Source organism: Sphingomonas cellulosilytica (assembly GCF_052321755.1).
GTDB lineage: Bacteria > Pseudomonadota > Alphaproteobacteria > Sphingomonadales > Sphingomonadaceae > Sphingomonas.
On record NZ_JBQRTT010000001.1, the window covers coordinates 368,541 to 394,438 of the forward strand.

At 68.1% G+C, this 25,898-nt stretch carries 35 protein-coding genes and 1 tRNA gene; 14 read left to right on the plus strand and 22 right to left on the minus strand.

What is annotated here, in order from left to right; translation table 11 throughout:
- Positions 1-12 precede the first annotated feature (12 nt).
- The 13 genes from ACTZQ5_RS01690 to flgB form a co-directional block, all read right to left on the minus strand.
- The gene (locus ACTZQ5_RS01690; protein WP_443583419.1) at positions 13-918 is read right to left on the minus strand and encodes a flagellar motor protein MotB; all 906 of its coding nucleotides are present in this window, start codon (positions 916-918) and stop codon (positions 13-15) included.
- Between the two features lie 15 nt (positions 919-933).
- On the minus strand, positions 934-1,797 hold the full coding sequence (gene motA / locus ACTZQ5_RS01695) for a flagellar motor stator protein MotA (RefSeq protein ID WP_443583420.1): 864 nt from the start codon (positions 1,795-1,797) through the stop codon (positions 934-936).
- 239 nt (positions 1,798-2,036) lie between these two features.
- Positions 2,037-2,936: a flagellar hook-associated protein FlgL gene (gene flgL, locus ACTZQ5_RS01700; protein ID WP_443583421.1), complete on the minus strand. Its 900-nt coding sequence runs from the start codon at positions 2,934-2,936 to the stop codon at positions 2,037-2,039.
- A gap of 8 nt (positions 2,937-2,944) precedes the next feature.
- Positions 2,945-4,294: a flagellar hook-associated protein FlgK gene (gene flgK / locus ACTZQ5_RS01705; protein ID WP_443583422.1), complete on the minus strand. Its 1,350-nt coding sequence runs from the start codon at positions 4,292-4,294 to the stop codon at positions 2,945-2,947.
- Positions 4,291-4,611: a rod-binding protein gene (locus tag ACTZQ5_RS01710; protein ID WP_443583423.1), complete on the minus strand. Its 321-nt coding sequence runs from the start codon at positions 4,609-4,611 to the stop codon at positions 4,291-4,293. The genes flgK and ACTZQ5_RS01710 overlap by 4 nt, the downstream gene beginning before the upstream one ends.
- Positions 4,608-5,705 (minus strand): flagellar basal body P-ring protein FlgI, encoded by a 1,098-nt coding sequence (locus tag ACTZQ5_RS01715; RefSeq protein WP_443583424.1) that lies wholly within the window; start codon positions 5,703-5,705, stop codon positions 4,608-4,610. Before ACTZQ5_RS01715 ends, ACTZQ5_RS01710 begins: the two co-directional genes overlap by 4 nt.
- Positions 5,706-5,741: 36 nt before the next feature.
- Positions 5,742-6,491, minus strand: coding sequence for a flagellar basal body L-ring protein FlgH (locus ACTZQ5_RS01720; protein ID WP_443583425.1), 750 nt, complete (start codon positions 6,489-6,491; stop codon positions 5,742-5,744).
- Positions 6,491-7,279, minus strand: a complete 789-nt coding sequence (gene flgG, locus ACTZQ5_RS01725; protein ID WP_443583426.1) for a flagellar basal-body rod protein FlgG — start codon at positions 7,277-7,279, stop codon at positions 6,491-6,493. The genes ACTZQ5_RS01720 and flgG overlap by 1 nt, the downstream gene beginning before the upstream one ends.
- Before the next feature lie 12 nt (positions 7,280-7,291).
- A complete protein-coding gene (gene flgF / locus ACTZQ5_RS01730) occupies positions 7,292-8,044 on the minus strand; it encodes a flagellar basal-body rod protein FlgF (protein ID WP_443583427.1) in 753 nt (250 codons plus the stop codon).
- Positions 8,045-8,070: 26 nt separating this feature from the next.
- Positions 8,071-9,345, minus strand: coding sequence for a flagellar hook protein FlgE (locus ACTZQ5_RS01735; protein ID WP_443583428.1), 1,275 nt, complete (start codon positions 9,343-9,345; stop codon positions 8,071-8,073).
- 39 nt (positions 9,346-9,384) lie between these two features.
- Positions 9,385-10,104: a flagellar hook assembly protein FlgD gene (locus ACTZQ5_RS01740; protein WP_443583429.1), complete on the minus strand. Its 720-nt coding sequence runs from the start codon at positions 10,102-10,104 to the stop codon at positions 9,385-9,387.
- 2 nt (positions 10,105-10,106) lie between these two features.
- Entirely contained in the window at positions 10,107-10,514 is a 408-nt protein-coding gene (gene flgC, locus ACTZQ5_RS01745) for a flagellar basal body rod protein FlgC (RefSeq protein ID WP_443583430.1), read from the minus strand.
- Positions 10,515-10,518: 4 nt separating this feature from the next.
- Positions 10,519-10,866: a flagellar basal body rod protein FlgB gene (gene flgB / locus ACTZQ5_RS01750; RefSeq protein ID WP_443583431.1), complete on the minus strand. Its 348-nt coding sequence runs from the start codon at positions 10,864-10,866 to the stop codon at positions 10,519-10,521.
- A 356-nt stretch (positions 10,867-11,222) separates the two neighbouring features.
- On the opposite strand from flgB, the gene ACTZQ5_RS01755 reads away from it, so the two are divergent.
- The 8 genes from ACTZQ5_RS01755 (at position 11,223) to fliA (ending at position 17,516) form a co-directional block, all read left to right on the plus strand.
- Positions 11,223-11,867: a motility protein A gene (locus ACTZQ5_RS01755; RefSeq protein ID WP_443583698.1), complete on the plus strand. Its 645-nt coding sequence runs from the start codon at positions 11,223-11,225 to the stop codon at positions 11,865-11,867.
- On the plus strand, positions 11,864-12,391 hold the full coding sequence (locus ACTZQ5_RS01760; RefSeq protein ID WP_443583432.1) for a hypothetical protein: 528 nt from the start codon (positions 11,864-11,866) through the stop codon (positions 12,389-12,391). Before ACTZQ5_RS01755 ends, ACTZQ5_RS01760 begins: the two co-directional genes overlap by 4 nt.
- Positions 12,388-12,900, plus strand: a complete 513-nt coding sequence (locus ACTZQ5_RS01765; RefSeq protein ID WP_443583433.1) for a flagella basal body P-ring formation protein FlgA — start codon at positions 12,388-12,390, stop codon at positions 12,898-12,900. Before ACTZQ5_RS01760 ends, ACTZQ5_RS01765 begins: the two co-directional genes overlap by 4 nt.
- 95 nt (positions 12,901-12,995) lie before the next feature.
- Positions 12,996-13,304, plus strand: coding sequence for a flagellar biosynthesis anti-sigma factor FlgM (gene flgM, locus ACTZQ5_RS01770; RefSeq protein WP_443583434.1), 309 nt, complete (start codon positions 12,996-12,998; stop codon positions 13,302-13,304).
- Positions 13,291-13,605, plus strand: a complete 315-nt coding sequence (locus tag ACTZQ5_RS01775) for a flagellar protein FlgN (RefSeq protein WP_443583435.1) — start codon at positions 13,291-13,293, stop codon at positions 13,603-13,605. The genes flgM and ACTZQ5_RS01775 overlap by 14 nt, the downstream gene beginning before the upstream one ends.
- 218 nt (positions 13,606-13,823) lie before the next feature.
- Positions 13,824-14,663, plus strand: a complete 840-nt coding sequence (locus ACTZQ5_RS01780; RefSeq protein ID WP_443583436.1) for a lytic transglycosylase domain-containing protein — start codon at positions 13,824-13,826, stop codon at positions 14,661-14,663.
- A gap of 1 nt (position 14,664) precedes the next feature.
- Positions 14,665-16,740 (plus strand): flagellar biosynthesis protein FlhA, encoded by a 2,076-nt coding sequence (flhA, locus tag ACTZQ5_RS01785; RefSeq protein ID WP_443583437.1) that lies wholly within the window; start codon positions 14,665-14,667, stop codon positions 16,738-16,740.
- Positions 16,737-17,516 (plus strand): RNA polymerase sigma factor FliA, encoded by a 780-nt coding sequence (fliA, locus tag ACTZQ5_RS01790; protein WP_443583438.1) that lies wholly within the window; start codon positions 16,737-16,739, stop codon positions 17,514-17,516. The genes flhA and fliA overlap by 4 nt, the downstream gene beginning before the upstream one ends.
- 145 nt (positions 17,517-17,661) lie before the next feature.
- On the opposite strand, the gene msrA is transcribed toward fliA, so the two are convergent.
- A complete protein-coding gene (msrA, locus tag ACTZQ5_RS01795; protein ID WP_443583439.1) occupies positions 17,662-18,198 on the minus strand; it encodes a peptide-methionine (S)-S-oxide reductase MsrA in 537 nt (178 codons plus the stop codon).
- Positions 18,199-18,260: 62 nt separating this feature from the next.
- On the opposite strand from msrA, the gene galE reads away from it, so the two are divergent.
- Positions 18,261-19,259 carry a UDP-glucose 4-epimerase GalE gene (galE, locus tag ACTZQ5_RS01800; protein ID WP_443583440.1) on the plus strand — a complete coding sequence of 333 codons (999 nt, stop codon included), beginning with the start codon at positions 18,261-18,263 and terminating at the stop codon, positions 19,257-19,259.
- Here galE and ACTZQ5_RS01805 read toward each other — a convergent pair.
- Both ACTZQ5_RS01805 and ACTZQ5_RS01810 read right to left on the minus strand, forming a co-directional pair.
- Positions 19,256-19,936: a phosphatase PAP2 family protein gene (locus ACTZQ5_RS01805; RefSeq protein WP_443583441.1), complete on the minus strand. Its 681-nt coding sequence runs from the start codon at positions 19,934-19,936 to the stop codon at positions 19,256-19,258. The genes galE and ACTZQ5_RS01805 overlap by 4 nt on opposite strands.
- Positions 19,937-20,126: 190 nt before the next feature.
- Entirely contained in the window at positions 20,127-21,251 is a 1,125-nt protein-coding gene (locus tag ACTZQ5_RS01810; RefSeq protein WP_443583442.1) for a diguanylate cyclase, read from the minus strand.
- Positions 21,252-21,490: 239 nt separating this feature from the next.
- Here ACTZQ5_RS01810 and ACTZQ5_RS01815 point away from each other — a divergent pair, with 239 nt between their 5' ends.
- The 4 genes from ACTZQ5_RS01815 (at position 21,491) to ACTZQ5_RS01830 (ending at position 23,019) form a co-directional block, all read left to right on the plus strand.
- On the plus strand, positions 21,491-21,682 hold the full coding sequence (locus ACTZQ5_RS01815) for a hypothetical protein (RefSeq protein WP_443583443.1): 192 nt from the start codon (positions 21,491-21,493) through the stop codon (positions 21,680-21,682).
- Between the two features lie 186 nt (positions 21,683-21,868).
- On the plus strand, positions 21,869-22,288 hold the full coding sequence (locus ACTZQ5_RS01820; RefSeq protein WP_443583444.1) for a DUF2721 domain-containing protein: 420 nt from the start codon (positions 21,869-21,871) through the stop codon (positions 22,286-22,288).
- Positions 22,289-22,407: 119 nt separating this feature from the next.
- Entirely contained in the window at positions 22,408-22,632 is a 225-nt protein-coding gene (locus tag ACTZQ5_RS01825) for a hypothetical protein (protein ID WP_443583445.1), read from the plus strand.
- 189 nt (positions 22,633-22,821) lie between these two features.
- A complete protein-coding gene (locus ACTZQ5_RS01830; protein WP_443583446.1) occupies positions 22,822-23,019 on the plus strand; it encodes a hypothetical protein in 198 nt (65 codons plus the stop codon).
- Between the two features lie 21 nt (positions 23,020-23,040).
- On the opposite strand, the gene ACTZQ5_RS01835 is transcribed toward ACTZQ5_RS01830, so the two are convergent.
- From ACTZQ5_RS01835 to folK, 5 genes are all read right to left on the minus strand, one after another.
- Positions 23,041-23,262 carry a hypothetical protein gene (locus ACTZQ5_RS01835; protein ID WP_443583447.1) on the minus strand — a complete coding sequence of 74 codons (222 nt, stop codon included), beginning with the start codon at positions 23,260-23,262 and terminating at the stop codon, positions 23,041-23,043.
- 3 nt (positions 23,263-23,265) lie between these two features.
- Positions 23,266-23,409: a hypothetical protein gene (locus tag ACTZQ5_RS01840; protein ID WP_443583448.1), complete on the minus strand. Its 144-nt coding sequence runs from the start codon at positions 23,407-23,409 to the stop codon at positions 23,266-23,268.
- Between the two features lie 43 nt (positions 23,410-23,452).
- Complete coding sequence (locus tag ACTZQ5_RS01845; RefSeq protein WP_443583449.1) at positions 23,453-23,626, minus strand: hypothetical protein; 174 nt, start codon at positions 23,624-23,626, stop codon at positions 23,453-23,455.
- 107 nt (positions 23,627-23,733) lie between these two features.
- Positions 23,734-23,809: transfer RNA gene (locus ACTZQ5_RS01850), tRNA-Lys, on the minus strand.
- 20 nt (positions 23,810-23,829) lie between these two features.
- On the minus strand, positions 23,830-24,306 hold the full coding sequence (gene folK, locus ACTZQ5_RS01855) for a 2-amino-4-hydroxy-6-hydroxymethyldihydropteridine diphosphokinase (protein ID WP_443583450.1): 477 nt from the start codon (positions 24,304-24,306) through the stop codon (positions 23,830-23,832).
- A gap of 22 nt (positions 24,307-24,328) precedes the next feature.
- Between folK and ACTZQ5_RS01860 the strand changes: the two genes are divergently transcribed.
- Positions 24,329-24,991 carry a uracil-DNA glycosylase gene (locus ACTZQ5_RS01860; RefSeq protein WP_443583451.1) on the plus strand — a complete coding sequence of 221 codons (663 nt, stop codon included), beginning with the start codon at positions 24,329-24,331 and terminating at the stop codon, positions 24,989-24,991.
- Here the strand turns inward: ACTZQ5_RS01860 and aguB are convergent.
- A complete protein-coding gene (gene aguB / locus ACTZQ5_RS01865; protein WP_443583452.1) occupies positions 24,979-25,839 on the minus strand; it encodes an N-carbamoylputrescine amidase in 861 nt (286 codons plus the stop codon). The genes ACTZQ5_RS01860 and aguB overlap by 13 nt on opposite strands.
- Positions 25,840-25,898: the final 59 nt, after the last annotated feature.

The following is a 25,898-nucleotide window of genomic DNA, read 5'->3' on the forward strand; positions in this document are numbered from 1 at the left end:
CTTTTCGTTGGGCTATTGGCCGAAGATGCCCTTGCGATACAGCAGGGTGATCGCGACGCGGCGGTTGCGCGGATCGCCCGGATCGTCGGCGATGATCGGTTCGCGATCGGCCACGCCCTCGATCCGCTCGAACCGGCTTTCGGGAATGCCGCCCAGCGCCAGCCGGCGACGCGTCGCCTCGGCCCGCCCCGACGACAGCATCCAGTTGTTCATCGCCCGCGGGTCGCCATAGGGCACGCTGTCGGTATGGCCGCGGATCATGATCGTGTTGGGCGTGCCCGCGATCGTGCCGGCGATCATGCCGATCAGTTCGGATGCCTTGGCATCCAGCGCGGTCGTGCCGAGCGCGAACATCGAATAATCGGCATCGTCGACCAGGTCGATGCGCAGGCCGTCCTGCGTCGGCACGAAGCGGACGTGGCTGGCGAGCTTGGCCAGCCGCGCCGATCCGCTGATCTCCTTTTCCAGCTGCCGCCGGATCGCGTCGAACGCCTGCTTGTCCGCCGCGATCGCATTGGGATTGCGCAGCGAGCCCTTGTCGCCGGTGCCGCTGCGCTGCCCGCCCGACTGGCTCATCGGGATGCCGATCGAGGCGATCGGCGCGGACGCCGCTTTCGGCCCCAGCTTGTTGTTGCTGAGGATCGATTCGCCGCCGAGCACGCCGCTGCCGCCGAGGCCGGTCACCTTCTTGTCGAGCAATGTCGGCGCGAAATAATCGGCGATGCCCTTGCGCTGCTTCTCCGTGGTCGCGCCGAGCAGCCAGAGCAGCAGGAAGAAGGCCATCATCGCCGTCACGAAATCGGCATAGGCGACCTTCCACGCGCCGCCGTGATGGCCGCCGTGCCCGCCGTCGATGATCTTCTTGACGATGACGATCTTGGGCGGCTGGTTGTTGCCGTGCGGGGCTGCGCGGGCCATCGGAGCGGTCCTGCCTTACTTGCCGCGCAAGCCGTCGAAGACTTCGGCGAAGCCCGGCTGGTTCTTGTGCGCGATGCCGCTGCGCGCCGCCTCGATCACCAGCGGCTGCGGATGGCCGTGCAGCGAGGCGATGATGATCTGCTTCACCACATCGTAGATCGCGGCATCGGCATCGATCACCTGCTTCAGGCGCCCGGCGAGCGGCGACACCACGCCATAGGCGAGCAGCACGCCCATGAACGTGCCGACCAGCGCCGAACCGATCATGCCGCCGAGCACCGAAGGCGGCTTGTCGATCGAGCCCATCGTCTTGACGATGCCGAGCACCGCGGCGACGATGCCGAGCGCGGGCAGCGAATCGGCGAGGCTGGTCAGCGTCGTGTGCGGCCCCTCCACCTCGTGGTGGTGGGTCTTGATCGAATGATCCATCACCTCTTCCACCGCATGCACGTCGAGCGTACCGGACGAGACGACGACCAGCCGCAGCGTGTCGGCGATCAGGTTGACGAGCGTATGGTCGGCGAGCAGGCGCGGATATTCGCTGAACACCGCCGACGACTTCGGGTCCTCGACATGCGGCTCGAGTGCGATCGGCCCGTCCATGCGCAGCATCTTCATCAGCTTGCTGACGAGGAAGATGACGTCGAGATAGTCCTGCTTCTTGTACTTCGGCCCCTTGAACACCTTGGCGAGGCCGCCACCCATCGCCTTCAGCTCGGAGCCCGAATTGCCGATGATGAGCGCGCCGGCGGCGGCACCGCCGATGATGAGCATCTCGTGCGGGATCGCCTCCATCACCGGGCCGAGCGCGCCGCCGGTGATGGCGAAACCGCCGAACACCATGGCGAGAAGGACGACGAGACCGATGGCTGGAAACACTGTGGGACACCCCGCTTGCGTGCCAGCACCGCCGGCAATCCGATCATGCCGGATTAACCGGATTTCCTAGACAAGTGGTTACCAAGCCGGCGGTTTGTTGAGAGGAGTTCCTCCCCGGCACGGGGAGGGGGAACGCTCGGCGCTGCCGAGTGGTGGAGGGGCAGCCCCAGGCGACAGCCCTGCTTGGCTGCCCCTCCGTCAGCCTGCGGCTGCCACCTCCCCGTTCCGGGGAGGAGCGTTTACTTCAGGTAATCGAACAGCGAGAGCTGCGACAGCTTCGTGAAGCTCGCCTGCGATGCCGACAACGCGGTCATCATCTGCTGGAGCTGGACCACCGCATCGGTGATATCCACCTGTTCCAGCTTGCCGCGCAATTCGCTGCGGTCGGTGTTGGCAGTGGTCAGCAACTGCTGCTGCAGGTCGATGCGCGCGCCACGGGCGCCGACCGAGGCGGTGACGTCGGCGACCTGATCGACCGCCTTGCTGATCGAATCCAGCGAACTCGACATGGTGGCCGAGATATCGCCGCCCGTGGACAGGGCCGTGGCCAGCCGGCTCAGCATGGCCAGCGTGTTGTCGCCGCCGCCCAGGTCGAAGATGCGCTTGGCGCTTTCGGTCGCCTGCACGCTCTGCCCGTCGCTGATCGGCACTTCCGATACCGGCGCATCGTCGGGGATGGTGAAGGTGCCGTCCTTGTTGTCGGTCACCGCAAGGCCGCCGGTGGCCGACCCGAACAGCGGCTGCCCGCGCACATTGCGCGTGTTGGCCAGGCTGACCAGCGAATCGACGATGGATTTCAGCTCGGTGCCGATCACCTTGCGCGTCGCATCGGTCTGCGTGCCGTTCGCCGCCTGCGTCGCCAGCGTCGTCGCCTGGATCAGCTGGTTGTTGATCTGGCTGAGCACGCTGCTCGCCTGATCGAGCAGCGATCCCGCCAGGGTCATATTGCTGCCGTAGACGGCGGCGTCGGCATCGCGCCGGTCGAGTTCGGCGAGCTGCTGCGCGGCGGCGGGATCGTCCGACGGCTTCAGGATCTTCTTGCCGGTGGAGATCTGCGTCTGCAGTTCGGATGCGCGCGCGCCCATCTGCGACAGGCGGTTCGACGCGGTGCTGTAGAACAGATTGGTGGAGATCTGCATGGCGCGCCCTAGCGGATATCGAGGATGGTCTGCATCGTCTCGCGCGCGATCTGGATCACGCGGCCGGACGCGGCATAGGCCTGCTGGAAGCGGATCAGGTCGACGGCTTCCGAATCGAGATTGACCCCGGTCGACGCCGACAATGCCGCAGCGGCGCCGTCGCGGATCGCGGTCTGCGCATCGGCGATCGTGTTCTTCTGCTTGTAGGCGGTGGCATTGTCGGTGACGAGCGTGGTCAACGTCGCCTCGAAGCCTTTGCCGACGCGAGTCGCCTCCAGCGCGGTGAGGTTCGACGCATCACGCACGCCGCCGCCCTTGCCCGCGGCGATCTGGCTGCCGGCGGTGAAGTTCGCCGCGATGCCGATGTCGGTCGGCGATCCTTGCGGATCGACTGTGAACAGCGCGATGCCGGGCTTGCTGTTCTGGTCGACACCTGCCGTCTGATTGTCGTTCACCGCCTTGACGAAGGCGGTGGCGACCGCGTTCAGTTCCTGGCGGTTGGCGGCGACGCGTTCGGCGCCGTCGGTGATCGCGGCCAGCGTGCCGCCGTTGGGCGTGATCTGCGTCGTCGTGCCGCGCACCGTGACCGAGAAGGCGATCTTGCCGTTTTCGTCGCGGCCGTAGGACACGGTGCCGGTCGTCGCGCCCTGGACGAAGGCGGCGCCGGACGATCCGCCGAGACTGACCGTCGCGCGGCCGATCGAGTCCATCTTGACGTCGATGTCGCTGATGTCGCTCATCTGCGACAGGATGGAATCGCGCTGGTCCATCAGCTGCGCAGCGGTGGTGCTGCCCGGCTGGGCGCGGCTGATCCCCTCGTTGACCTTGGTCAGCGAATTGCCCAGCGAGGTCAGCGTCTGCGCCGCCTGATTGCCGGCGGTGTCGATGTCCGCATCGACCTGGTCGAACGCCTTGCCGGTCGCGGTGAAGGCGATGCCGGCGGAGGTGGCGGCACTCAGCATGCCGGTGCGCAGCGCCGTCGAATCGGGTTCGGCGGCGAGGCTTTGCGCCGCGGCGAAGAAGGACGTGACGCGGGTCGTCAGCGCATTGCCGGTGAGCGCGCCCTGGATACGATCGAGCCAGTTCGCACCCTGGGTGGTGCGCGACAGATCGCTGGTCGAGGCACGCAGCGCGGTGCTGGAATAGACGTCGGTGGAGCGGTTGACGCCGGTCAGCGTCACGCCGTTGCCGGCACCATAGCCGTTGGTCGAGCCGCTGCCGCCCGGCACCTCGTTGAGGGTGACGGCACGGCGCGTATAGCCGGTCGCGCCCACGTTGGCGATGTTCTCGCCAACGGTCGCAAGCGCGGTCTGGTACGCGCGGACGCCGGACGCGCCGATCGACAGCATATCGCTCATTGGGGCGGATCTGCCGTGGAGTCGTTAAGATCGGATTGCGACTTCGCCAGGAACGCCGTCATCGCCTTGCCGATGCCGAGCGGCGTCGCCTCCGCCATGGTCTGCGCGACGCGGGCGTCCTGCATCTCGGTGAAGGTGTCGAGCGCCTTCGAATCGAACAGCGGATCGGCGAGCTTCGCTTGGCGCATGCTCTTCAGCATCATGCCGGTGAACACCGCCTCGAACTGCTCGCCGGCCTTCTTGAGGTTGTCGGCGGATTTCAGGCGCGAGGTGTCGGCGGAAATCCCGCCCGTGCTGCCGATCGGGAGCGTCGTCATAGCACGATCAGCTCGGCCTTGAGGCTGCCCGCTTCCTTCAACGCCTCCAGGATCGCGACGAGATCGGCGGGCGATGCACCGATGGCGTTCACCGCCTTCACCACATCGGCCAGCTTGGGGCCGGGGTTGATGAGGAACATCGGCTTCTTCTCCTCCTCGACCGACACGTTGGACTTGCGCTCCAACGCCGTCTGACCCTGGCTGAACGGACCGGGCTGGCTGATCCGCTGGTTCTCGTCGATGCGCACGGTCAGCTTGCCGTGCGTCACCGCGGCAGGACCCACCCTGACCGCAGAGGATATAACGACCGTTCCGGTGCGCGCATTTACAACAACTTTTGCAGGCGGCTCGGCGGAGGTCACGTCGAGGTTCTCGATCATCGACATCAGCGTCGCGCGCGTGTCCGCCCCCGGCGGCGCGCGCACCGCGACCGACACGCCGTCGACGGCCTGCGCGGTGCCGGAGCCAAGCTTCGCATTGATCGCCTGCGCGACGTTCTGCGCCGTGGTGAAATCGGCGCGCGCGAGGTTGAAGGTCAGCATCGGCGACGAATCGAACCCGGTGGACACCGCGCGTTCTACCGTGGCCCCTTCCGGGATACGGCCGGTGGAGGGCACGTTGACGACGATCCGCGATCCGTCGGCGCCTTCCGCGCCGAGGCCGCCGACCGCAAGGTTGCCCTGCGCCATCGCATAGATCTGGTTGTCCGCACCGAGCAGCGGCGTCAGCACCAGGCTGCCGCCGCGCAGGCTCTTGGCCTTGCCCATCGAGGCGACGGTGATGTCGAGCCGCTGACCCGGCTTGGCGAAGGGCGGCAGTTCGGCGGTGACCATCACCACCGCGGCATTCTTCATGCCCGGATTGGCGCCGGGCGGCAGCTGCAAGCCGAAGCGCGAGGCGACGGCCTTCAGCGACTGCACGGTATATTCGAGGTTGTCGTCGCCCGTGCCGGGCAGGCCGACGACGACGCCATAGCCGGTAAGCTGGTTGGAGCGGATGCCCTGAAAACCGCCGAGGTCCTTGATCCGGTCGGCGCCCGCAGGCGCGGCGACCGCCAGAGCGGCGAGAAGCGTGGCGAAGAGAAAGCGGATCATGGCGGCGAGCCTGCGCAGAATGTGGTTAACAGCGCGTCAAAACGGGCTGATGACGGAGAAGAAGCGGCTGAGCCAGCCCTGCCGCGCGGCACGCGCAACATCGCCCTTGCCGGTATACGCGATCTGCGCGTCGGCAACGCGGGTCGACAGCACGCGATTGTCGGCGCTGACGTCCGCGGTGCGCACCAGCCCCTTGATCCGCACGAATTCGTCGCCGCGGTTGAGCGTCACGCGCTTCTGCCCCTGCACCATCATCGTGCCGTTGGGGTAGACTTCGGCAACGGTGACGGTGATCTCGCCCGACAGCGAATTGGCCTGGTTCGCCTGCCCCTGGCCTGCGAAGTTGCGCGCACCGCTGGCCGAGGCATCGGTGGTGCCGAACAGGCCGAGCGGCCCGGTGGATGGCGGGGTGATGCTGCCCGACCCGCTCGAATCGAGCTTGGAGCCCGACGATTTGGACGCGGCGGTATTCTCGACCAGCACGATGGTCAGCGCATCGCCGACGCGGCGGGCACGCCAGCCTTCGTACAAGGCGGCATAGCCGTCGTTCGCCTGGAAGATCGAACCGTTGGCGGGCGCAGGCGCAGGCGCCACCGGCGCGCGGATGACGGTGAAGTCCTCCGGCGGCTTCTTCTTGCCGAAGATGCTGGCATCGGCCGGTGCCGGCGCGAAGGCGGCGAGCACGAGCAGGCCGGACGCCGCGGCGAGCGCGATCTCGGCCCAATGGCCGACGACGAAGGCACCAGTGCGGGACGGCGCGCGGAAGGGGTTGGGTACGGAGGCCATTACAGGTTCTGGTTCACGTATTTCAGCATCTCGTCGGACGACGAGATCATCTTGGAATTGACCTCGTAGGCGCGCTGCGTCTCGATCATGTCGACGAGTTCCTCGACGACGTTGACGTTCGATGCTTCGAGATTGCCCTGGCGGATGCGGCCGCGGCCGTCCTGCCCGGCGATGCCGAGGTTGGCGGCGCCCGAGGATGCGGTTTCCTTCAGGTAATTGTCGCCGGTCGATTGCAGGCCGGTGGGGTTGGGGAAGCCCGCGACCTGGATCTGGCCGAGGTTGGTGCCCTCAGTCTGCCCCGGCACCTGCGCGGTGACGGTGCCGTCGGTGCCGATCGTCACCTGCGTCGCGTTCGCCGGCACGGTGATGCCGGGCATCACCTGATAGCCTTCGGAGGTGACGAGCAATCCTTCCGGGCTGCGATTGAAGTTGCCGGCGCGGGTATAGCCCAGTTCGCCGCCGGGCAGCTGCACCTGGAAATAGCCGTCGCCGTCCAGCGCCAGGTCGAAGCTGTTGCCGGTCTGCTGCATCGACCCCTGCGTGTCGATGCGGGCGGTGCCCTGCACGCGCACGCCGGTGCCGAGGTTGAGGCCGGTCGCGTATTTCGTCTCCGCCGTGGACGCCGCGCCGGGCGCGGTGATCGTCTGGTAGGCGAGCGTTTCGAACGCGGCGCGATCCTTCTTGAACCCCGTCGTGTTGACGTTGGCGAGGTTGTTCGAGATGACCCGCATGCGCGTATCCTGGGCATCGAGCCCGGTGCGCGCGATATGCATGGCTGAGGATGACATGCTCTTCTTCCCTTAGCTCGGCAGGCGCATCACGGATGTGCTGCTCTCGTCCATGTCCTTGGCCGATTTCATGAGGTTGGCCTGTACCTCGTAGCTGCGCTGGTTCTCGATCATGTCGACCAGCGCCTGCGTCATGTTGACGTTGGAGCCTTCCAGCGCGCCACCCTGCACCTTGGCGTCGAGGTTCGCGGGCAACGCGCCGCCGCCCTTGACGCGCAGCAGGTTGTCGAGGCCCTTCAGCGTCTGCGTGCCCTTGGTATCGACCAGCTTCAGCCGGTCGACCACCTGCGGGTTCTTGGCATCGCCACCCTGTGGCACGATGCTGATCGTGCCATCGGGTGCGATCGTCAGGCTGTCGTGCGGCGGGATGGTAATCGGCCCCGACTGACCCTGCACGATGAAGCCGTCGCCGGTCTGGAGCACACCGGAAGCCGCGACCTCCAGGTCGCCGCGACGGGTATAGGCCTCGCTGCCATCGCCCGCCTGCACCGCCAGCCAGTCGGTGGTGCCGGTGATCGCGACGTCGAGCGCGCGGCCCGTCGCCTGGATCGAACCGGGCGCGCGATCGGCATCGGTCACCTCTTCGCTGGTCGGCATGCGAGCCTCCAGCCGAGCACCGCCGCCCTTCAGCTCGATCCGGTCGAAGACGACGCGGTCGGCGCGGAAGCCGGTGGTGGACGCGTTCGCCATGTTGTTGGCGATCGCCGCCTGCGCCTGCATGTGCGCACGCAGGCCGGTCGCCGCCGTGTAGACCAACTTGTCCATCTAACCTCTCCGCGCCGCCGGTTGGATCAGTTGCGGATCTGGATGATCGTCTGCGACACCTGGTTCGCGGTATCGAGCGCCTTCGAGTTCGCTTGGAAGTTGCGCTGGGCCGAGATCAGGTTGACCAGTTCTTCGGTGATGTCGACGTTGGATCCCTCGATCTGCCCCGACATCAGCGAACCGAAACCGTCCGCGCTCGCCGAACCCATGGTCGCGACCCCCGACAGGCCGGTCGCCGACCAGTAGCTGTTGCCGATCTGGCGCAGGCCCGTCGGCGTCGAGAACTTGGCGAGCGCCACCTTGCCGAGCGGCACGATGTCGCCGTTCGAGAAGCTCGCCTGGATCAGGCCTTCCGAATTGACGGTGACGCCGGACAGCTGGCCGACGGCGACACCGTCCTGGCTCTTGCTGTTGACCGCGAATGCGGAGGACAGCTGCGTCGAATTGGCGAGGCTGAGCGTGACGTCCTGCGGCGCGGCGCCCGACAGCGGGATGAACTGGTCGTACTTGATCGGCGTCGCCGGCGTGGCGATCGCGCCGGTCGAGTTGAACGTGATGCTGACCGGATCGGTCTTGCCGCCGACTTCCAGCTGCTTGTCGCCGATGAAGGTATAGACCTTCCACGTGCTGGGCGTCGCCGGGGTGGTGGTCGCGTCCGGCAGCTTGTCGCGGACGTAGTAATTGGTCATCGTCATCGGATTGCCGTTGGCATCGTAGATGCGGGTCGCGACCGAGTTGTTGTAGGTGGTCGTGTCGGTCCGGTCGAAGGCCACGGTCTTGACCGTCGAGGTCGCCGACAGGTTGACCGCGGTCGCGATGTCCTTGGTCGCGACGGGGGTACCGCTGGTCTGCTGGAGCTGCAGGTTGGTGAGGCCGTCGACCCCCGTCGCGGTAACGTTGCCGTCGCCGTCGACCGGATAGACCATCAGGAAGCTGCCCTGCGCATCGACGACGTTGCGGCTCGAATCGACCGAGAAGGCGCCGTTACGGGTATAGGCGATCGCATCGCTGGCCCCGGTGGTGCGCACGGTGAAGAACCCTTCGCCCATCACGGCGAGGTCGAGCGCGTTGGTGGTGCCCTGCAGATTGCCCTCGGCGAACTGCTGCTGCGTCGCCTTCACGACCACGCCCGATCCGACCATCTTGCGCGGATCGGTCGACACGCTGGAGGCGATGACGTCCGAAAATTCGACGCGGCTCTTCTTGAAGCCGGTGGTCGAGACGTTCGCCAGGTTGTGCGAGATGGTGTTCATGTCGGTCTGCGAGGCCTGGAGACCGGAAAGCGAGGTGTAGAAGGACATCGGGTGACTCCTGGAAAATGCGAAAAAGCGGTGGCGGGATCAGGCGGCGGAACGGACGTCGGAGGGCTGGACGTCGCCGACCCCCACGACCTTGAGGACGGGCGTGCCGCTCGACGGCAGCGACACCGATTCGACCGGCGCCCAGACGAGCGTGCGGCTGGTGACGGCGCTGTCGCCGTTGGTGGCGAGTGCGGTGATCGTGAACGGGCCGGAACCGACGCTGTTGCCGGCGCTGTCCTTGCCGTCCCATTCGAAGCTGGCGGTGCCCTTCTTCTGGGCGCCGAGTTGCAGCTGGCGCAGCGTGCCGCCATTGGCATCGGAGATCGAGACGGTGACCTGCGTCGCCACATCGTCCAGCTCCACCGCGGCATCGAGCCCGCCGGAGGATTTCGGATAGGCGGTCGACCCTTCGGTCAGCACCGTCTTGCCGACGTAGCTCATCGCATCGCTGGCCGTGGTCGAACCGAGCTTGGTCGCGACGGTCGACAGCGTCTTGTTCATCTCGCTGATGCCGGCGACCGACGAGAATTGCGCCATCTGGGCGACCATCTGCGTGTTGTCCATCGGCGCCAGCGGGTCCTGGTTCTTGAGCTGCGTGGTCAGCAGCGTCAGGAAATCGGACTGGTCGAGCGTCGTCTTGTTGGTCTTGGCCGTCGTCGACGCGCCGCTGGCAGTCGTGGTGCCGCTGGTCGAGTTGGCCCGCGAGATGCCGAGATTGGCGAGGGTGTTGTCGAAGGTGGAGGAGGTTGTTGTTACCATGGTCAGCGGCCCAGTTTGAGGGTATCGATGGTGAGCTGCTTGGCAGTGTTCATCACCTCGACGTTGTTCTGGTAGGAACGGGCCGTCTCCATCATGTCGACGAGCTCGCGGCTTTCATCGACGGCGGCCTGGTAGATATTGCCGTCCTTGTCGGCGAGCGGGTTGTTCGGATCGTAGACCTTGGTCGGCGATTCGCCGGCGGTGACGATCTTTTCCACGTCGACGGTGGCAAGGCCGGTCGCAGCATCGAAGCTGGTGCGGAACACCGGCTTCATCGTCTTGTACGCCGTCTCCGCCGATCCGGTCGTCCCGCCGACGTTGGCGAGGTTCGACGCGGTGGTGTTCATGCGCACGAGCTGCGCGCTCATCGCGCGGCCCGCCACCTGGAAGATGTTCATCGGGTCGGCCATCGGCTTACTCCCCCTTCAGCGCGCGGGTGATCTGGCCGATGCGACCGTTCAGGAACGACAGCGTCGTCTGATACTGGACCGCATTCTCGGCAAAGGCGGTCTGCTCTTCGTTGAGCTCCACCGTGTTGCCGTCCATCGAGGTCTGCAGCGGCACGCGATACTTGGTCGCCGCGGCGATGCTGCCGTTACCCGCGTCATTCTCCATCGACGCGAGCGCCGACTTGAAATCCACGTCCCTGGCCTTGAAGCCCGGCGTCGAGGCATTGGCGATGTTCGACGCGAGCACACCCATGCGCTGCGCGCGCACTTCCAGGGCGGCCCCGTGAACTCCGAACAGACTGTCTGCGGCCATCGGCCCACATCTCCCGCGCACCATTGCGCTGCCGAGGTGATAAGCAACCGGCGTGCCAGTTTTCGATTCCGGCGGTTCGGGATGCGATTTTTCGCCGTTTGGAGGGGCCTGCCGGGCGGGCGGCAAGCCGGGCGGCAACCGCTTGCCGCCCGTTGCCGCCGCTTGCCGGGAAGCGGCAAGGAACCGGTCCCCTGTTCATTGTCATCCCCGCGCAGGCGGGGATCCATACTGGCTGACGGGGCGGCTCCATTGCAGAGACTTGCGACTATGGATTCCCGCCTGCGCGGGAATGACGGAGATTATCGATGACGTGGTGCGCGGCATCTGGCCCGCCCCTTGCAGAGCATTCGCGCATGATGCTCGCCCAGCTCTTCGATCCCGTCGCGTGCGCCATCGTCGGTGGCGGCACGCTGCTTGCCACGATGCTGCGCGCACCGGCACGCGATGCCGTGCGGGCGGTGTCCGCGCTGCGGGTGCTCGTCCGCCGGCGCTTTACCGCGGACGCGCTGCTCGAACAGATCGCCGCCCAGTCGCGGATCGCCAAGCGTCACGGCATCGTCGCGCTCGACCGGTCGGTGATCGCCGATCCCGATGTCGCCGCTGCGATCGCCGCCATCGTCGACGGCGCCATCCCGCGCGAGGTCGAGGCGCTGCTCCGCTACCGCCGCCAGGCGCGGATCGAACGCCACGTCGCCGCCGCCGACGTCTGGTCGGGCGCGGCGGATGCCGCCCCGGCGATGGGCATGGTCGGGACGCTGGTCGGGCTTGCCGGCATGTTCGCCAATCTGACCGACCCCAAGGCGATCGGCGGCGCGATGGCGATCGCGCTGCTCGCCACCCTATATGGCGCGCTGCTCGCCAACCTCATACTGATGCCGATCTGCCACCGCCTGCGCGCCGCCGGCCGGGCCGAGGCGTTCGAGCGCATCCGCCTGGAGGCGCCGCTGGTCGCGCTCGCGCTGCGCGAGACGCCGCGCCACCAATTGCAGAGCGTCGCATGACCGACGCTGCGATCTGGCCCGATCCCGCACCGTCCAAGCCGCTGTGGCTGATGACGCTCGCCGATCTCGCGCTGCTGCTGGTCGGCTTCTTCGTGCTTCTCCAGGCGAGCGAACGTCCGCGCGCGGTCACCGACGCGCTGCGCCAGAGCTTCGGCGGTGCTGCCGCGCCCGCGCCGCAGGCGCTGCCGGTGATGGCCGCCGGCCTGCTCGACTTCGCGCCGGGTTCGGCCGTGCTGCCCGACAGTCCGGCGGCCGCCATCGCCTGGGCGCGTGAAGCCGTCCGCGACCCCCGCGTCGCGCTGACCGTGACCGGCTCCACCGACGGCAGCGCCGCCGACGTCGACCCGGCGACCGGCAGCGCCCCGATCCTCGCCGCCGATCGCGCCCGTGCCCTTGCCGCGGCGCTGGCGCCGGTCAGCCGCCGCATCACCGTCACCACCGCCACCCATCCCGGCCGCCGTGCCGCCATCGTCACCCTCGCCTTCGCCGGCGAGGCCGCATCCCCCAAGGGACACCTGCCATGATCCTCCTGCCCCTGCTCCTTGCCGCCGGTGGCGCCACCGCCTTTCAGGATACCGCCGGCCTCGACCGCGCCGTCGCCGCCTTCACCAGCCGCCCGATCGGTGCGGAGGGCGGGGCGCGGACCGCGATCGACACGCGGTTGCGGCTGGCGCAATGTTCGACGGTGGCGCTCGCCTGGCGCACCGAGGCGCATGACGCGGTCGTCGTGTCCTGCTCCGGCCCCGACTGGCGCATCTTCGTGCCCGTGATCCGCCCGGCCGGTGCGCCGCCGCCGACCGCCGCCGCTCGGCCCGCGGTGTTGGCGCCGACCAAGGCCGAACCGGTGATCCGCCGCGGCGACCCCGTGGTGATCGAGGCGGGATCGTCCGGCTTCTCGATCAGCCGCGAAGGGGTGGCGATGGGCGATGCCCCGCCGGGCGGCCGCTTCATGGTGAAGGTGGACGATGCCAAGACCCCCGTACAGGCGATCGCGCTGGAAACCGGCCGCGCCACCCTGCCCGGCTGGGACTGATCGCGCGGCCGCAGCCACGAGGAATCTTTTTTTGCTAAACCTGCGTCGCAAGCGGTCGTTTATCCCCCTGTCAGGCAACACGGACAGGTGCGGACATGGTGGACTCGATCGGCGCAACGCCGCCGCAGGCAAGTGGAAGCGTCTCGCGCGTCGCCGCACCCGCGGCGACGCCGACGGTACAACCCGCGCTGCAACAGGCCGCGCAACAGGCGCCCGCTCCGGTCGCGACGACGCAGCTGAGCGGCCTGGCCAAGGCGCTGGCCGCCGAACCGCCGGTCGACAGCGACCGCGTCGGCGAAATCCGCAAGGCGATCGCCAGCGGCACCTTCCCCATCCTGCCGGCGACCATCGCCGACCGGCTCCTCGCCCTCAAGATGAATTGGGACGGCCATGACGCGGCGTGATGCCCTGATCCGCGTCATCGACGCGCTGCATGCCGAGATCGCCGCGCTGAAGGCGAACGACTGCGCCGCGCTGGAACGCGCGACGCAGGACAAGCTCGCCGGCATCGAACAGGTGGCGGCGCTCGGCACCGGCCCCGCGGGCGACGAGATCCGCGAACTGGCCGACGAAGCCAACCGGCTGAACGAGACCTGCCGGATCTACGTCAACCTGATGGCGGCAAATGTTCGCCGCCGCCTGCAAATCCTGACCGGCGATGCCGGCCACGGCTTCCGCCCGACGCTGGTACAGGCCTACGCGTGATCCTCATTCCTCCCCCGCCAGGGGGAGGTGGCACCGCGTAGCGGTGACGGAGGGGGAGGTAAGCGGCGTCTTCTCCCATGACGGACGCCGCTTACCTCCCCCTCCACCATTCGGCTGCGCCGAACGGTCCCCCTCCCCCTGGCGGGGGAGGAATTTGGAAGAATTTGGCACGGCTCTTGCTGATCGCACACCGACAACAGGGGTGTGTTTTCGTCGCAATGACCGTCAATCCGATTTCAGCCGGACGGGTGCAATCCGCCATCCAGCTTGCGAGCAGCAAGACGGGGGTGGATTTCGACTATCTGCTCGGCCAGGCCAAGATCGAGAGCGGGCTTAACGCCAATGCGCGCGCCGGCACCTCGTCGGCATCGGGCCTCTACCAGTTCGTCGAACAGAGCTGGCTCGCCGTCGTCAAGAAGCATGGCGCCGAGCATGGCATGGCTTGGGCCGCGGACAGCATCGGGCAGACCGCAGGCGGCCGCTACACCGTCACCGACGGCGCGACGCGTTCGGCGATCCTCAACCTGCGCAACGATCCCACCGCCGCCTCGCTGATGGCGGCGGAGCACGCTTCCGATAACGCCGACGCATTGCAGAGCACGCTCGGCCGCGCCGCCAACGGCACCGACCTCTACATGGCGCATTTCCTGGGGATCGGCGGCGCCAAGAAATTCCTGTCGGCGATGCAGACCAACCCCGGCGCGGCGGGCGCCGCGCTGTTTCCGCAGGCGGCGGGATCAAACCGGTCGATCTTCTACGCTTCGAACGGCCAGCCGCGCTCGCTGTCGGCGATCTACCAGCGCTTCGCCGACAAGCTCGGCGCCGCTGCGGACAGCACCGTCGAAACCCGCAACGCCAACCTCGCCTTTGCCGCGCAGGCGCTCAGCATGGGCGATGCCACCGTCGTCACCGGCAACAACGAAAGCGCGACCGACGCGCTCGCCTGGGCGCGGCAGGCGATGACCGGCACGATGTCCTCGGCCAACAGCCTGCTGCGCCCGTCGCCACAGAATGCGCAGCTCGCCTATATGATGCTCGCCAGCATGGGGGGCCGCTGAGATGGGCAAGCTGCTCAGCCAGGGTCGCGGCGCGGCGCTGCCGCTCGCCATCCTGCTGCTCGTCGTCGTGATGGTGGTGCCGATCCCGGCCTTCCTGCTCGACATCTTCTTCGTCGCCAACATCGCGATCAGCCTTGCCGTGCTGATGGTGTCGCTGAACGCGCAGAAGCCGCTCGATTTCAGCGCCTTCCCCACCGTCCTCCTGTTCGCCACCCTCTTCCGCCTCGGCCTCAACGTCGCCTCGACCCGCATCGTGCTGGTCCACGGGCATGAGGGCGAGAGCGCGGCGGGTCACGTCATCGAAGCGTTCGGCAGCTTCCTGATCGGCGGCGATTATGTCGTCGGCATCTTCGTCTTCGCGATCCTGATGATTATCAACCTGATCGTCGTCACCAAGGGCGCGGGCCGCGTGTCGGAAGTCTCGGCGCGCTTCACCCTCGACGCGCTGCCCGGCAAGCAGATGGCGATCGACGCCGATCTGAACGCCGGCCTCATCACCCCCGACGACGCCAAGAAGCGCCGCGTCGAGGTGGCGACCGAAGCCGATTTCTACGGATCGATGGACGGTTCGTCCAAGTTCGTGAAGGGCGATGCCGTCGCCGCCATGCTGATCCTTGCCGCCAACGTCATCGGCGGCCTGATTCTCGGCCCGGTCAGCCACGGCATGACCATCGCCGCGGCGGCGAAAAGCTATATCCTGCTCGCGATCGGCGACGCGCTGGTCGCGCAGCTGCCGGCGCTGATGCTGTCGATCGCCGCCGCCGCGATCGTCACGCGCGTCAATTCGGACAAGGACCTCGCCGGCCAGATCGGCAGCCAGTTCGGGTCCCCCCGCACCTGGACCCCGGTCGCCGTCATCCTCGGCCTGCTCGGCGTCTTCCCGGGCATGCCGCATCTCATCATGCTGCCGGCTGCCGGCATCGCCGGCTTCACCGCGTGGAAGCTGCGCCAGATCGAGAAGCGCCCGGTCGCCGTCGCCGCCCCCGTCGCCGCCGCCGAACCCGCCGACCCGTCCAAGATCGGCTGGGACGAGGTGACCGACGGCATGCAGGTCAATTTCGACATCGGCTACGGCCTGGTGCCGCTGGTCGATCCGCGCCGCGGTGCGCCGCTGATGGGGCGGATCACCGGCGTGCGCCGCCAGCTGTCCCGCGACCTCGGCTTCGTCATCCCGCAATGCCGGGTGCGCGACGACATCAACCTTGCGCCCTATACCTATCGCATCCTCGTCAACGGCGTGGTGATGGGCGAGGATCAGGTGTCGCCGGACGAGATGCTCGCGCTCGACACCGGCCAGGCCTATGGCGAATTGCACGGCAAGAAGGCGAAGGATCCGACCTTCGGCCTCGACGCGACGTGGATCCCCGCCGGCGATGCCGATGCGGCGACCGGTGCCGGCTTCCTCGTCGTCGACGCCGGCACGGTCATGGCGACGCACCTCAACCATGTGCTGGGCGCACACGCCACGGAACTGCTCGGCCCGGACGAGGTCCAGGCGCTGCTCGACGGCCTGAAGGAGCGTGCGGCGCAGCTCGTCGCCAGCCTGACGCCCAATCCGCTGCCGCTCACCACCCTCACCCAGGTCCTGAAGGGCCTGCTCGCGGAGAACATCCCCTTGAAGGAGTTCCGTCGGATCGCGCAGGCGATCGCCGTCGCCGCCACGCGCAGCGCCGATGCCGAGGAGATCATCGAACTGATCCGCCCCGAACTCGGCCCGCTCATCATCCAGAAGCTGTGCGGCGTGCGCGAGCCGCTGCGCGTGATGACGCTGGAGGGGCAGCTGGAAGGGCTGCTCGGCCAGGCGGCACGCGCCGACCAATCGCGCCGCCACGTCATCGAACCCGATCTCGGCCGCCGCATCGTCGATGCGCTGCAACAGGCGGCGCAGCCGCTGATCGCCGAGGCCAAGCCCTTCGCGCTCGTCGTCCAGCCCGCGATCCGCATCGCGATCCGCAAGCTGGTGCGCACCGTGCTGCCCGACACGCCGGTCCTCTCCTTCTTCGAAGTCCCCGAGGAAAAGGCGGTCGAGGTCGTCGCGGTGATCGGCGCCAACCAGCAGCAGGCGCTCGCAGCATGAGCGCCGAGCCGATGAAGCTGGCGTTCGCCGACGCGCAGCCTGCGCCCGCGGGCATGATCCCCAATGCCCCCCTCACCTATTCGCCGCGGCAGCGGCCGGGCGGGGATGGCGAGGCGCTGGTCCGCCAGTATCTGCCGCTCGTCCGCCGCATCGCCTGGCACGTCCATGGATCGATGAGCACGATCGTCGAGGTCGAGGATCTGGTGCAGATCGGCCTCGTCGCCCTGGTCGAGGCCGTCGGGCAAGCCGCCGAACAGGGTGCGCAGTTCCGCGCCTATCTGACCACGCGGCTACGCGGCGCGATGATCGACGAGCTCCGCCGGCAGGCGACCAGCACGCGCGGTGCGATGCGGCGGCGGCGGCAATATCATGCCGCGATCGCCGCGTTGACGGCAAGGACAGGCCGCGCGCCCGACGAGGTGGCCATCGCTGCGGAACTCGGCGTGAGCGTGGAGAAGCTGCGCGCCGATTACGAGACCGCCGACGCGATCCGCTTCGAATCGATGGATGAGGTCTATGCGGACGACCTGCCCTGGTTCGCCGACGACACGCCCGACGCGTTCGAGCAGCTGGCGGACAGCGACCTGCGCGATACGTTGATCGCGGCTATCACCGCGCTGCCCGAACGCGAGGCGCAGGTGATCCAGCTCTATTATGTCGAGGAACTGAACCTCGAGGAAATCGGGCAGGTGCTGGGCGTGGGGTCGGCGCGGGTATGCCAGATCAAGGCCGCCGCGCATGCGAAGCTGAAGAAGGCGCTGGCGCGTAAATTATAGGTCCTCCCCGGCACGGGGAGGGGGACCGCCCGGCACAGCCGGGTGGTGGAGGGGCAGTCACGGGCGAGATCGCTTGGGGCTGCCCCTCCACCATTCGCTGCGCGAACGGTCCCCCTCCCCTGCGAAAGCAGGGGAGGATTGGGAGCTATGCCGCCGCCTTCGATCGCGCGGCGAAGCTCTTGCGCAGCTTCTGGAGCTTGGGCGGGATCACCGCCATGCAATAGGGGTTCGACTGACCCGAGGTTTCCCAATAATCCTGATGGTAGTCCTCCGCCGGATACCATTCCGCCATCGGCTCCACCGTGGTCACGATCGGCTTGGCCGAATCCGCCTGCGCGCGTTCGATCGCGGCGCGCATCTCGGCCTCCTGCGCATCGTCCGCCGGGAACACCGCCGAGCGATATTGCGTCCCCACATCGTTGCCCTGCCGGTTCAGCTGCGTCGGATCGTGCGTCGCGAAGAAGATGTCGAGCAGGTCGCCCAGCGCCAGCTGCTCCGGATCATAGCCGATGCGGATCGCCTCGGCATGGCCGGTGTCGCCGCCGCAGACCTGCTTGTAAGTCGGGTTGGGCACCGATCCGCCGATATAGCCGCTCTCGACGCTTTCCACGCCGATCACATCCTTGAACACCGCCTCGGTGCACCAGAAGCAGCCGCCGGCGACCGTCACATAGTCCGTCATCATGATCTCCTTTGCCCCCATGTAGGAAGGCGCTAGGGCGGGCAAAAGGCGGGAGCAGAGCGATGGCATTCGACGGTACGGTGATGGTCACGGGCGGGGCCGGCTATATCGGCAGCCATGCCGTGCTGGCCTTGCTCGATGCGGGCTACCGCGTGGTGGTGGTCGACAATCTCGTCACCGGGTTCGACTGGGCGGTCGATCCGCGCGCGACACTGGTGGTCGCCAACGTCGCCGACGACGATGCGGTGCGCGCCGCGATCCGCGAGCACCGCGTGCGCGCGATCATGCACTTCGCCGGATCGGTGGTGGTGCCGGAATCGGTCAGCGACCCGCTCAAATACTACCGCAACAACACCGCCGCGACCCGCGCACTGATCGAGAGCGCGGTGGTGGAGGGCGTCCCGCACTTCATCTTCTCCTCCACCGCCGCCACCTATGGCACCCCGGTCAAGGTGCCGGTGCAGGAGGGCGATCCGACCGTGCCGATCAATCCCTATGGCATGTCGAAGCTGATGACCGAGGCGATGCTGCGCGACGTCGCAGCCGCGCATCCGATCAACTATTGCGCGCTCCGCTATTTCAACGTCGCCGGTGCCGATCCGCAGGGCCGCTCGGGCCAGTCGACGGTCGGCGCGACGCACCTCATCAAGATCGCGGTCGAAGCGGCGATCGGCAAGCGCGAGGCGGTATCGGTCTTCGGCACCGACTTCGACACGCCCGACGGCACCGGGGTGCGTGACTACATCCACGTCCACGACCTCGCCGCCGCGCATGTCGCCGCGCTGGAACTGCTCGTCGCCGAACCGGCGCGCAGCCACACGCTCAACGCCGGCTACAACCGCGGCTTTTCGGTCAACGAGGTGCTCGACGCCGTCGACCGCGTCACCAACCTGACCATCCAGCGCCGCTACGAGGGCCGTCGCGCCGGCGACCCCGCCGCGCTGGTCGCGGACAACAGCGCGATCCTCGCCGCCCTTCCCTGGCGCCCGCAGCGCGACGACCTCGACATGATCGTCCAGGATGCGCTCGCCTGGGAACGCAAGCTCGCCGAACGGGGCTAACGCTCGCCGCCGATCGCCTGCCGTGCGCCGGCGGTCGCGGTCCACCAGCCGAGCGCCCAGAGCGTGCCGAAGCTCCAGCCGGCGAGCACGTCGCTCGGCCAGTGCACGCCCAGGTAGACGCGGCTGCACCCGATCGCGCCGACCAGCAGCACCGCGACGACGAGCAGGTAGCGGCGGCTCGCCCGGTCGCGCGTCACCTGCCCGGCGAGCGCGGCCAGCGTCAGGTAGACGATCGCACTGGACGTCGCGTGGCCGCTCGGAAAGCTGTACCCGCTCGCATCGACCAGATGGGGGACGAGGTCGGGCCGCGCCCGCAGCACCATCCCCTTGATCAGGTCCACCGCCCAACCGCCGGTCAGGCTGGCCAGCGCGACCGCCAGCGCGGTCAGCCACAGCCGCTGCACGATCAGGAAACCGGCCGCCACGACGACGACGATGGTCAGCACCACCCCGCCGCCGAGCGCGGTGACGTCGCCCGCCACCTTGGGCAGCCACCCCGGACCGCCCCATTGCCGCAACCCGACGATGATCGCGCGGTCGAAGGCGAAGGGGTAGCGGCTCGTCGCGAACGCGCCGACCAGCAGCACCGCGAGCCCGGCCGCGATCAGTGCGAGGCCGGCGAGCAGCGGCGGCAGGCGCCGCCTGGCTACATGCGCATCGGCGGGAGGCACCGTCATCGCGTCACGGTTGTCAGCCGGCGGAAGCGGCGGCGGGCCGGCGGCCTGCCGTATACGATCTGGTCCATGGCGGCAGTGTCCCGACAGTGATGCACGCGCCAACGGGACCTGCCCGTCGTTGCGCCGTCCCTGCCACTACATCGCCCGTCAGGCCGAGGCCAGCATGCCCGCCGGCGTCCGGGTGTGCCGTTCAGCCGATCGCGGCGGCACGCGCCCGGCGCCGGCCGCCGGGATGGTCCGCCTTCGCCCGCGCCCGCTTCGCCTCGTAGAGCGCTGCGTCGGCCCCGGCGAGCAGCGCCGCGGTCTCGCCCGCCGCCAGCATGCCCGACGCCACGCCGATGCTGACGCCGACACCGACCGCGATCTGCTGGCCACAGATACGCACCGGCTGCGCCACCGCATCGCAGACGGCGGTGACGACCTGGTCGACCAATTCGGCCTCGTCGCCGAACAGGATGGCGACGAATTCGTCGCCACCGAGTCGCGCGATCGGCTGCGTGCCGAAGATCAGGCGCAGCCGGCCGGCGATCGCGACGAGCACTTCGTCACCCGCCGCATGGCCGTAGCGATCGTTGACCGCCTTGAACCGGTCCATATCCAGGAACAGCAGCGACACGGCGCGGCCGGCATGCCGATCCAGCGCCGCCTCCAGACCGGACCGGTTCAGCAGGCCGGTCAGCACATCCGTTTCGGCGAGCCGCAGGGCGCGGCGTTCCGCCGCCAGCAGCGCCAGCAACGTCTTGTTGTTCTGCAGCGTCAACACCGCCGTGCCCACCACCAGCACCAGGAACAATGCGGCTAGGAAGCCGCTCAGCAGGCCGATCGCCACCGCCATGGGTGCCGAGACGACCACGATCATGGCGGTCGCGAGGCGCGGCAGGGCAGCCCAGCGCGTCGCCAGCCCGGCGAGCAGCCCCATCGTCGCCAGCGCCGATGCGATCCGCAGTTCCTCCAATCCGGTCAGGAAACTCGCCGCGCAGCCCAGGCCGAAGGTCGCGAACATCGCGCAGGCGGCGAGCAGGATCGCACAGGCCGTGCGCCGGGGCACACGGCGCTGCGATCGCCACGCACGCAGCGCGGGAACGAAGCGCGCGGTCAGCAGCAGGATATCGATCGAAAGCCACACCGCCGCCCAGTGCGCGCGGGTGAACCACACGGCGGCCGCACTCATCATGAGGAAGCCCATGCTGGCGGTCAGCACGCCGAGCGGGCGCAGCATCGCCGTATCGAGCAGGTCGGTGCGCAAGCCGGGATCATCCTGGGGGATGCCCGCCAGCCGTTCGAAGCCATCGAAGAACGCGCGCACCAAGGCCATGGCCGAACCGGTAACCCCCTGTTCAATGGGGTAATGACCCTGATCCATTAAGAATTGGTGGCATTCGGCGGACGTTGCATCCGGGATGGCGGAAAGTCAGATGGTCTTACGTTCCATCGCGCAGGAAGCGTGGCTCCGCCTGTCCTCCGGAATTGCTTCCAGCGCTTTTCCCGAGCCGATCGTTCATTAACTATATCAGTACGTTGGCTTACCCCCAAAATGGGGCGACATTGGCGTGCATGAACACCAATCTCACACCGGAACGGGTCGAGCGCTGGATCGCGGATCAGACGCAGCTTGCAACGCTCGCCACCTGTCCGGAGGTGAGAGCGATGCACCTCGACCTTGCGAGCCTCTACCGTGCGCAGCTGGGGTATCTGATCGCGGCACACCAGCTGAACCATGCGCCAGCCCTGCCGATGGCGGCCTGACCACACGGGGCGACAGCCTCGTCGGTGGCACATCCACTGACCCGCTGCACGATGGCGAAGCAATGCTCGGCAACCTCAAAACTTGACGGCATGCCCGCTGCGGCCGCAACCCGATCGGCGTCTGTCGTTCACCGGAGGGAACAACGGCGGCGGCCGATCGATGGGATGGGCGCAACAGGACCGTTTATGACGCACGAGCCGCTGAGTTCCGCCGCCCATGTCATCCAGCTCGCCCTCACCCCCATTTTCCTGCTGACCGCGGTCGGATCGCTGCTCAACGTCTTCGCCACGCGCCTGGGCCGGATCAGCGACCGGATTCATGTGCTGAAGAAGGACGGGCGGCGAAGCGGCGCGGAGATGCAGCGCCTGCGGGTCCGTTCCAAGATCCTCGATGTCGCGGTGACGCTCGCCGCAGCAGCAGGCGCAATGACCTGCTGCGCCGCGATCACGCTGTTCCTGGGCACCCTGCGGGATTCGGGTCACGTCGTCACGCTCTTCACCTTCTTCGGCGGCGGGCTGGTCTGTGCCGCCGCCGGCCTTGCCTGCTTCGTCGCCGAGATCACGCTCGCCGGCCGCACGTTGCGCGACGAAGACGAACCGGACTGACTGGCCCGCAGGGAGGCGGTCGCATCGCCGCCGCCCGCGACCATCATGGGATAGCACGATCGTCAGGGCCCATTCCCGACGGGCCTTCGTTGGGGCCGGACACGATGAAGGACAGCACCATGACCGACGATCGAGCGAATGCCGACGAGGGATCGGACCCGACGGGCGACATCAAGCGCCAGAACCCCGGCGAAACCACGACGGGCGATATCACCGGCGGCGGTGAAGACCGGGCCGGCGCCGGCGAAGGCCCTGACGCGGACGATAGCGCAGGCGACCACACGACGCAGGATGCGGCAAAGGCCGGGCGCCGCGACTTCGATCCCAACGCCGGTCAGGAATAGCCGGGCGCCTTTCCCGGTCGGCGTCGCGGCAGCGGAACGACGCTGCGCGCCTGCCGTTGACATGACGAGGAGACGATGATGACCGACGCACCGCCAAGCACCACCCCCGATATGTCACCGCGCACGGGCGGAGTTAGCAGCGAACCTTCCGTCACGACGCGTTCCGGCAGCGGCGGCGCTGGAGCAGCCGTGACCGGCGACAATGCCGACGCCGGCGCATGGCCGGACGACATCTCGCCTGACCGCGGCGGCGCGGCGGACGGTGGTGCCGTTGCGCCGCCTACGTCCCCCCAGCCCGAACAGGCACCGATGGACGATGATGCCGGCGGCCCGACCGTGCCTTCGCCGGAGGAAGACGAGGCGGCGAAGCTCGGCGACTTCGCCTGACGCGCCGGCCCGACGCGCGACTCAGCTGGAGACGATCCAGTTGAGTTCGTCGGCGGCCGCTTCGGCGGTCCTGCCCAGATGCTCGACGTAGGATTGGAAGATCGGCACGGTGAACGTGACCAGCACCGGGTCGGTGTCGGGCTGCTTGAACGTCAGCACGACGAACCGGGTGCCGGTCTCATCGATCATGAGCCCGGTTTCCATCGCGCCGGGTCCGCTGGGGCTGATGACGATTTCGGCCATCGCTCAGCTCGGGTGCGCTTCGCTTTCGGCCGCCGCTTCGCCGCCCTCGGTCGGCACGGCCGCTTCCTGCGCCGTGCCGTCGCTGCCCACGGAGGCACCGTCCTTTGATGCGGCTTCGGCCGATGTATCGCTGTTCGGTTCGGCCATGTCAGCCTCCTGCCACTGTCGGATGCCCATGTGGATGGCCCGCTCAGGCGGCGAGCGCATCCTTGCGCATCATCGCCTCCGCAGCGGCGCGCTCGACCGGGGTCAGCCCGGACAGATGCTCCTGGCGATAGGCGTCCACGACGCTGTTGTCGTTCGTACGATCGTCGGCGGCCGACTGGCGCGCGGCGCCGAACAGGCCCAACTTGATGCGGCTCATAATGTCCTCAGGCAGCAGCCGGGTGGATCCCTGCGCTGTTGCTGCATCAATTCCGTGGGCTGCCTGCGGTTCCCTGCGCGGTGTGCGGATCGGTTGGGAAACGTCGATGGTGGGTCCGCCGGGGCTCGAACCCGGGACCTCTCGATTAAAAGTCGCTTGCTCTACCGACTGAGCTACGGACCCCCGCCATCGATGGGGCGCACCTAGGGGCGGGCGCGTGCCCGGTCAACCATATGCGCCAATTGACGGATCGTGCGGCCACGCCGGGGTACGCGCCAGCCTGGTGCGATGGCGGCAAGCGGGGTGAGCACGAACGCCCGCTGCGCCAGCGCGGCATGCGGCACGACCAGCCGCCGCGTCCGCCACGTGCCCCCCGACCACAGCAGGATATCGAGGTCGATCACCCGCGCCCCCCAGCGCCGCCCACGCCGACGGCCGAAGGCGGCCTCGATTCTCTTGAGACGAGCGAGCACATCCGGCGGCGCCGCATCGCTCGCGATCAGCACCGCGGCATTGGCGAAGCGGCGGATCGAGGGGCCGAGCGGCGCCGAGGCGATGATCGGCGAGGCCGCGACCACGTCGCCCAGCGCCGCCATCGCCGCACGGACCTCGTCGGCGGGGCCGCCATGCCGACCCCGCCGGTTCGATCCGATACCGATCGCGTAGATTGTCTGCGCCATGGCAGCGCTCTAGGCGATTGCGATGACCTTCGCACCCGGCGCACTGCCCGCCACCGAACCGCCCCACGATTGCCCCCGCTGCCCGCGCCTCGTCGCTGCGCGGATCGCGTTGCGGGAACAGAACCCGACGTGGTGGAACGCGCCCGTCCCCGCCTTCGGCGATCCGGACGCTTGGCTGGCGATCGTCGGCCTCGCGCCCGGCCTGCACGGCGGCAACCGCACCGGGCGCGCCTTCACTGGCGATCATTCGGGGGCGCTGCTCTACACCACGCTGGCGACGTTCGGCCTTGCCACCGGCACCTTCGCCAACCGGGTCGGCGACGACCTGGCGCTGAGCGGCGCCATCATCCTCAATGCGGTGAAATGCCTGCCGCCCGCCAACAAGCCGACGCCCGAGGAGATCCGCACCTGCCGCCCGTTCCTGGACGATCAGATCGCGGCGCTGCCCAACCTGCGCGTCGTCGTCGCGCTCGGCCAGATCGCCCATCAGTCGGCGGTGAAGGTGCTGGGCGGCCGCCTGCCCAAGGCGCAGTTCGCGCATGGCGCCGAACATCGCATGCCCGACGGCCGCATCCTGATCGATAGCTACCACCCGTCACGCTACAACCAGAACACCGGCCGCATCACCGATACGATGTTCGAAGAGGTTTTCGCGCAGGCGATCGCGCTGCGTCAGACGTCCTGAACCAGCCGGCCGTACAGCTCCGGCCGGCGATCGCGGAAGAAGCCGAAGGCGGCGCGATGGCGCCTGATGCGGGCGAGGTCGAGCGTCGCGACGATCACGCCTTCCTCCTCGCGGCCCAGTTCGGCGAGGATGTCGCCGCGCTCGTCGGCGATGAAGCTGGTGCCGTAGAAGGTCTGGTCGTGCTCGGTGCCGATACGGTTGGCGGCGATGACGGGAACGACGTTGCTGACCGCATGGCCGACCATCGCCCGCCGCCAGAGTCGCGCGGTGTCGAGGCTGGTGTCATGCGGCTCGCTGCCGATCGCGGTAGGATAGAAGAGCAGTTCCGCCCCCATCAGCATCATCGCGCGCGCCGTCTCGGGATACCATTGGTCCCAGCAGACGCCGACGCCGAGCGTCCACCCCGGCGCCTGCGGCGGCGCCGGCCACACCTTGAAGCCGGTGTTGCCGGGGCGGAAATAGAATTTCTCTTCATAGCCCGGCCCATCGGGGATGTGGCTCTTGCGATAGACGCCCTGCACCTCGCCATCGGGACCGATCATCGCCAGGCTGTTGTAGTAATGCGGCCCGTCCGCCTCGAAGAAGCTGGTCGGGATCGTCACCTTCAGCGCCTCGGCAAGCGCCTGCATCGCCAGCACCGCCTTGTGCTCGCCGACGGGCGCAGCATTGGCGAACAGCCCCTCATCCTCGACGCGGCAGAAATATTCGCCCTCGAACAGTTCGGGCGGCAGGATCACCTGCGCCCCCCGCCCCGCCGCCTCGCGCACCAGGCGCGACACGTTGGCGATGTTCGCATCGATGTCGTTCGAAAAGGCGAGCTGGAGCGCGGCGACGGTGATCTGGGTCATGCGCGCGCATGTAATGGCGACGGGGCGGATCGTCACCCCTCGGCGGATGGAGTGGCTCC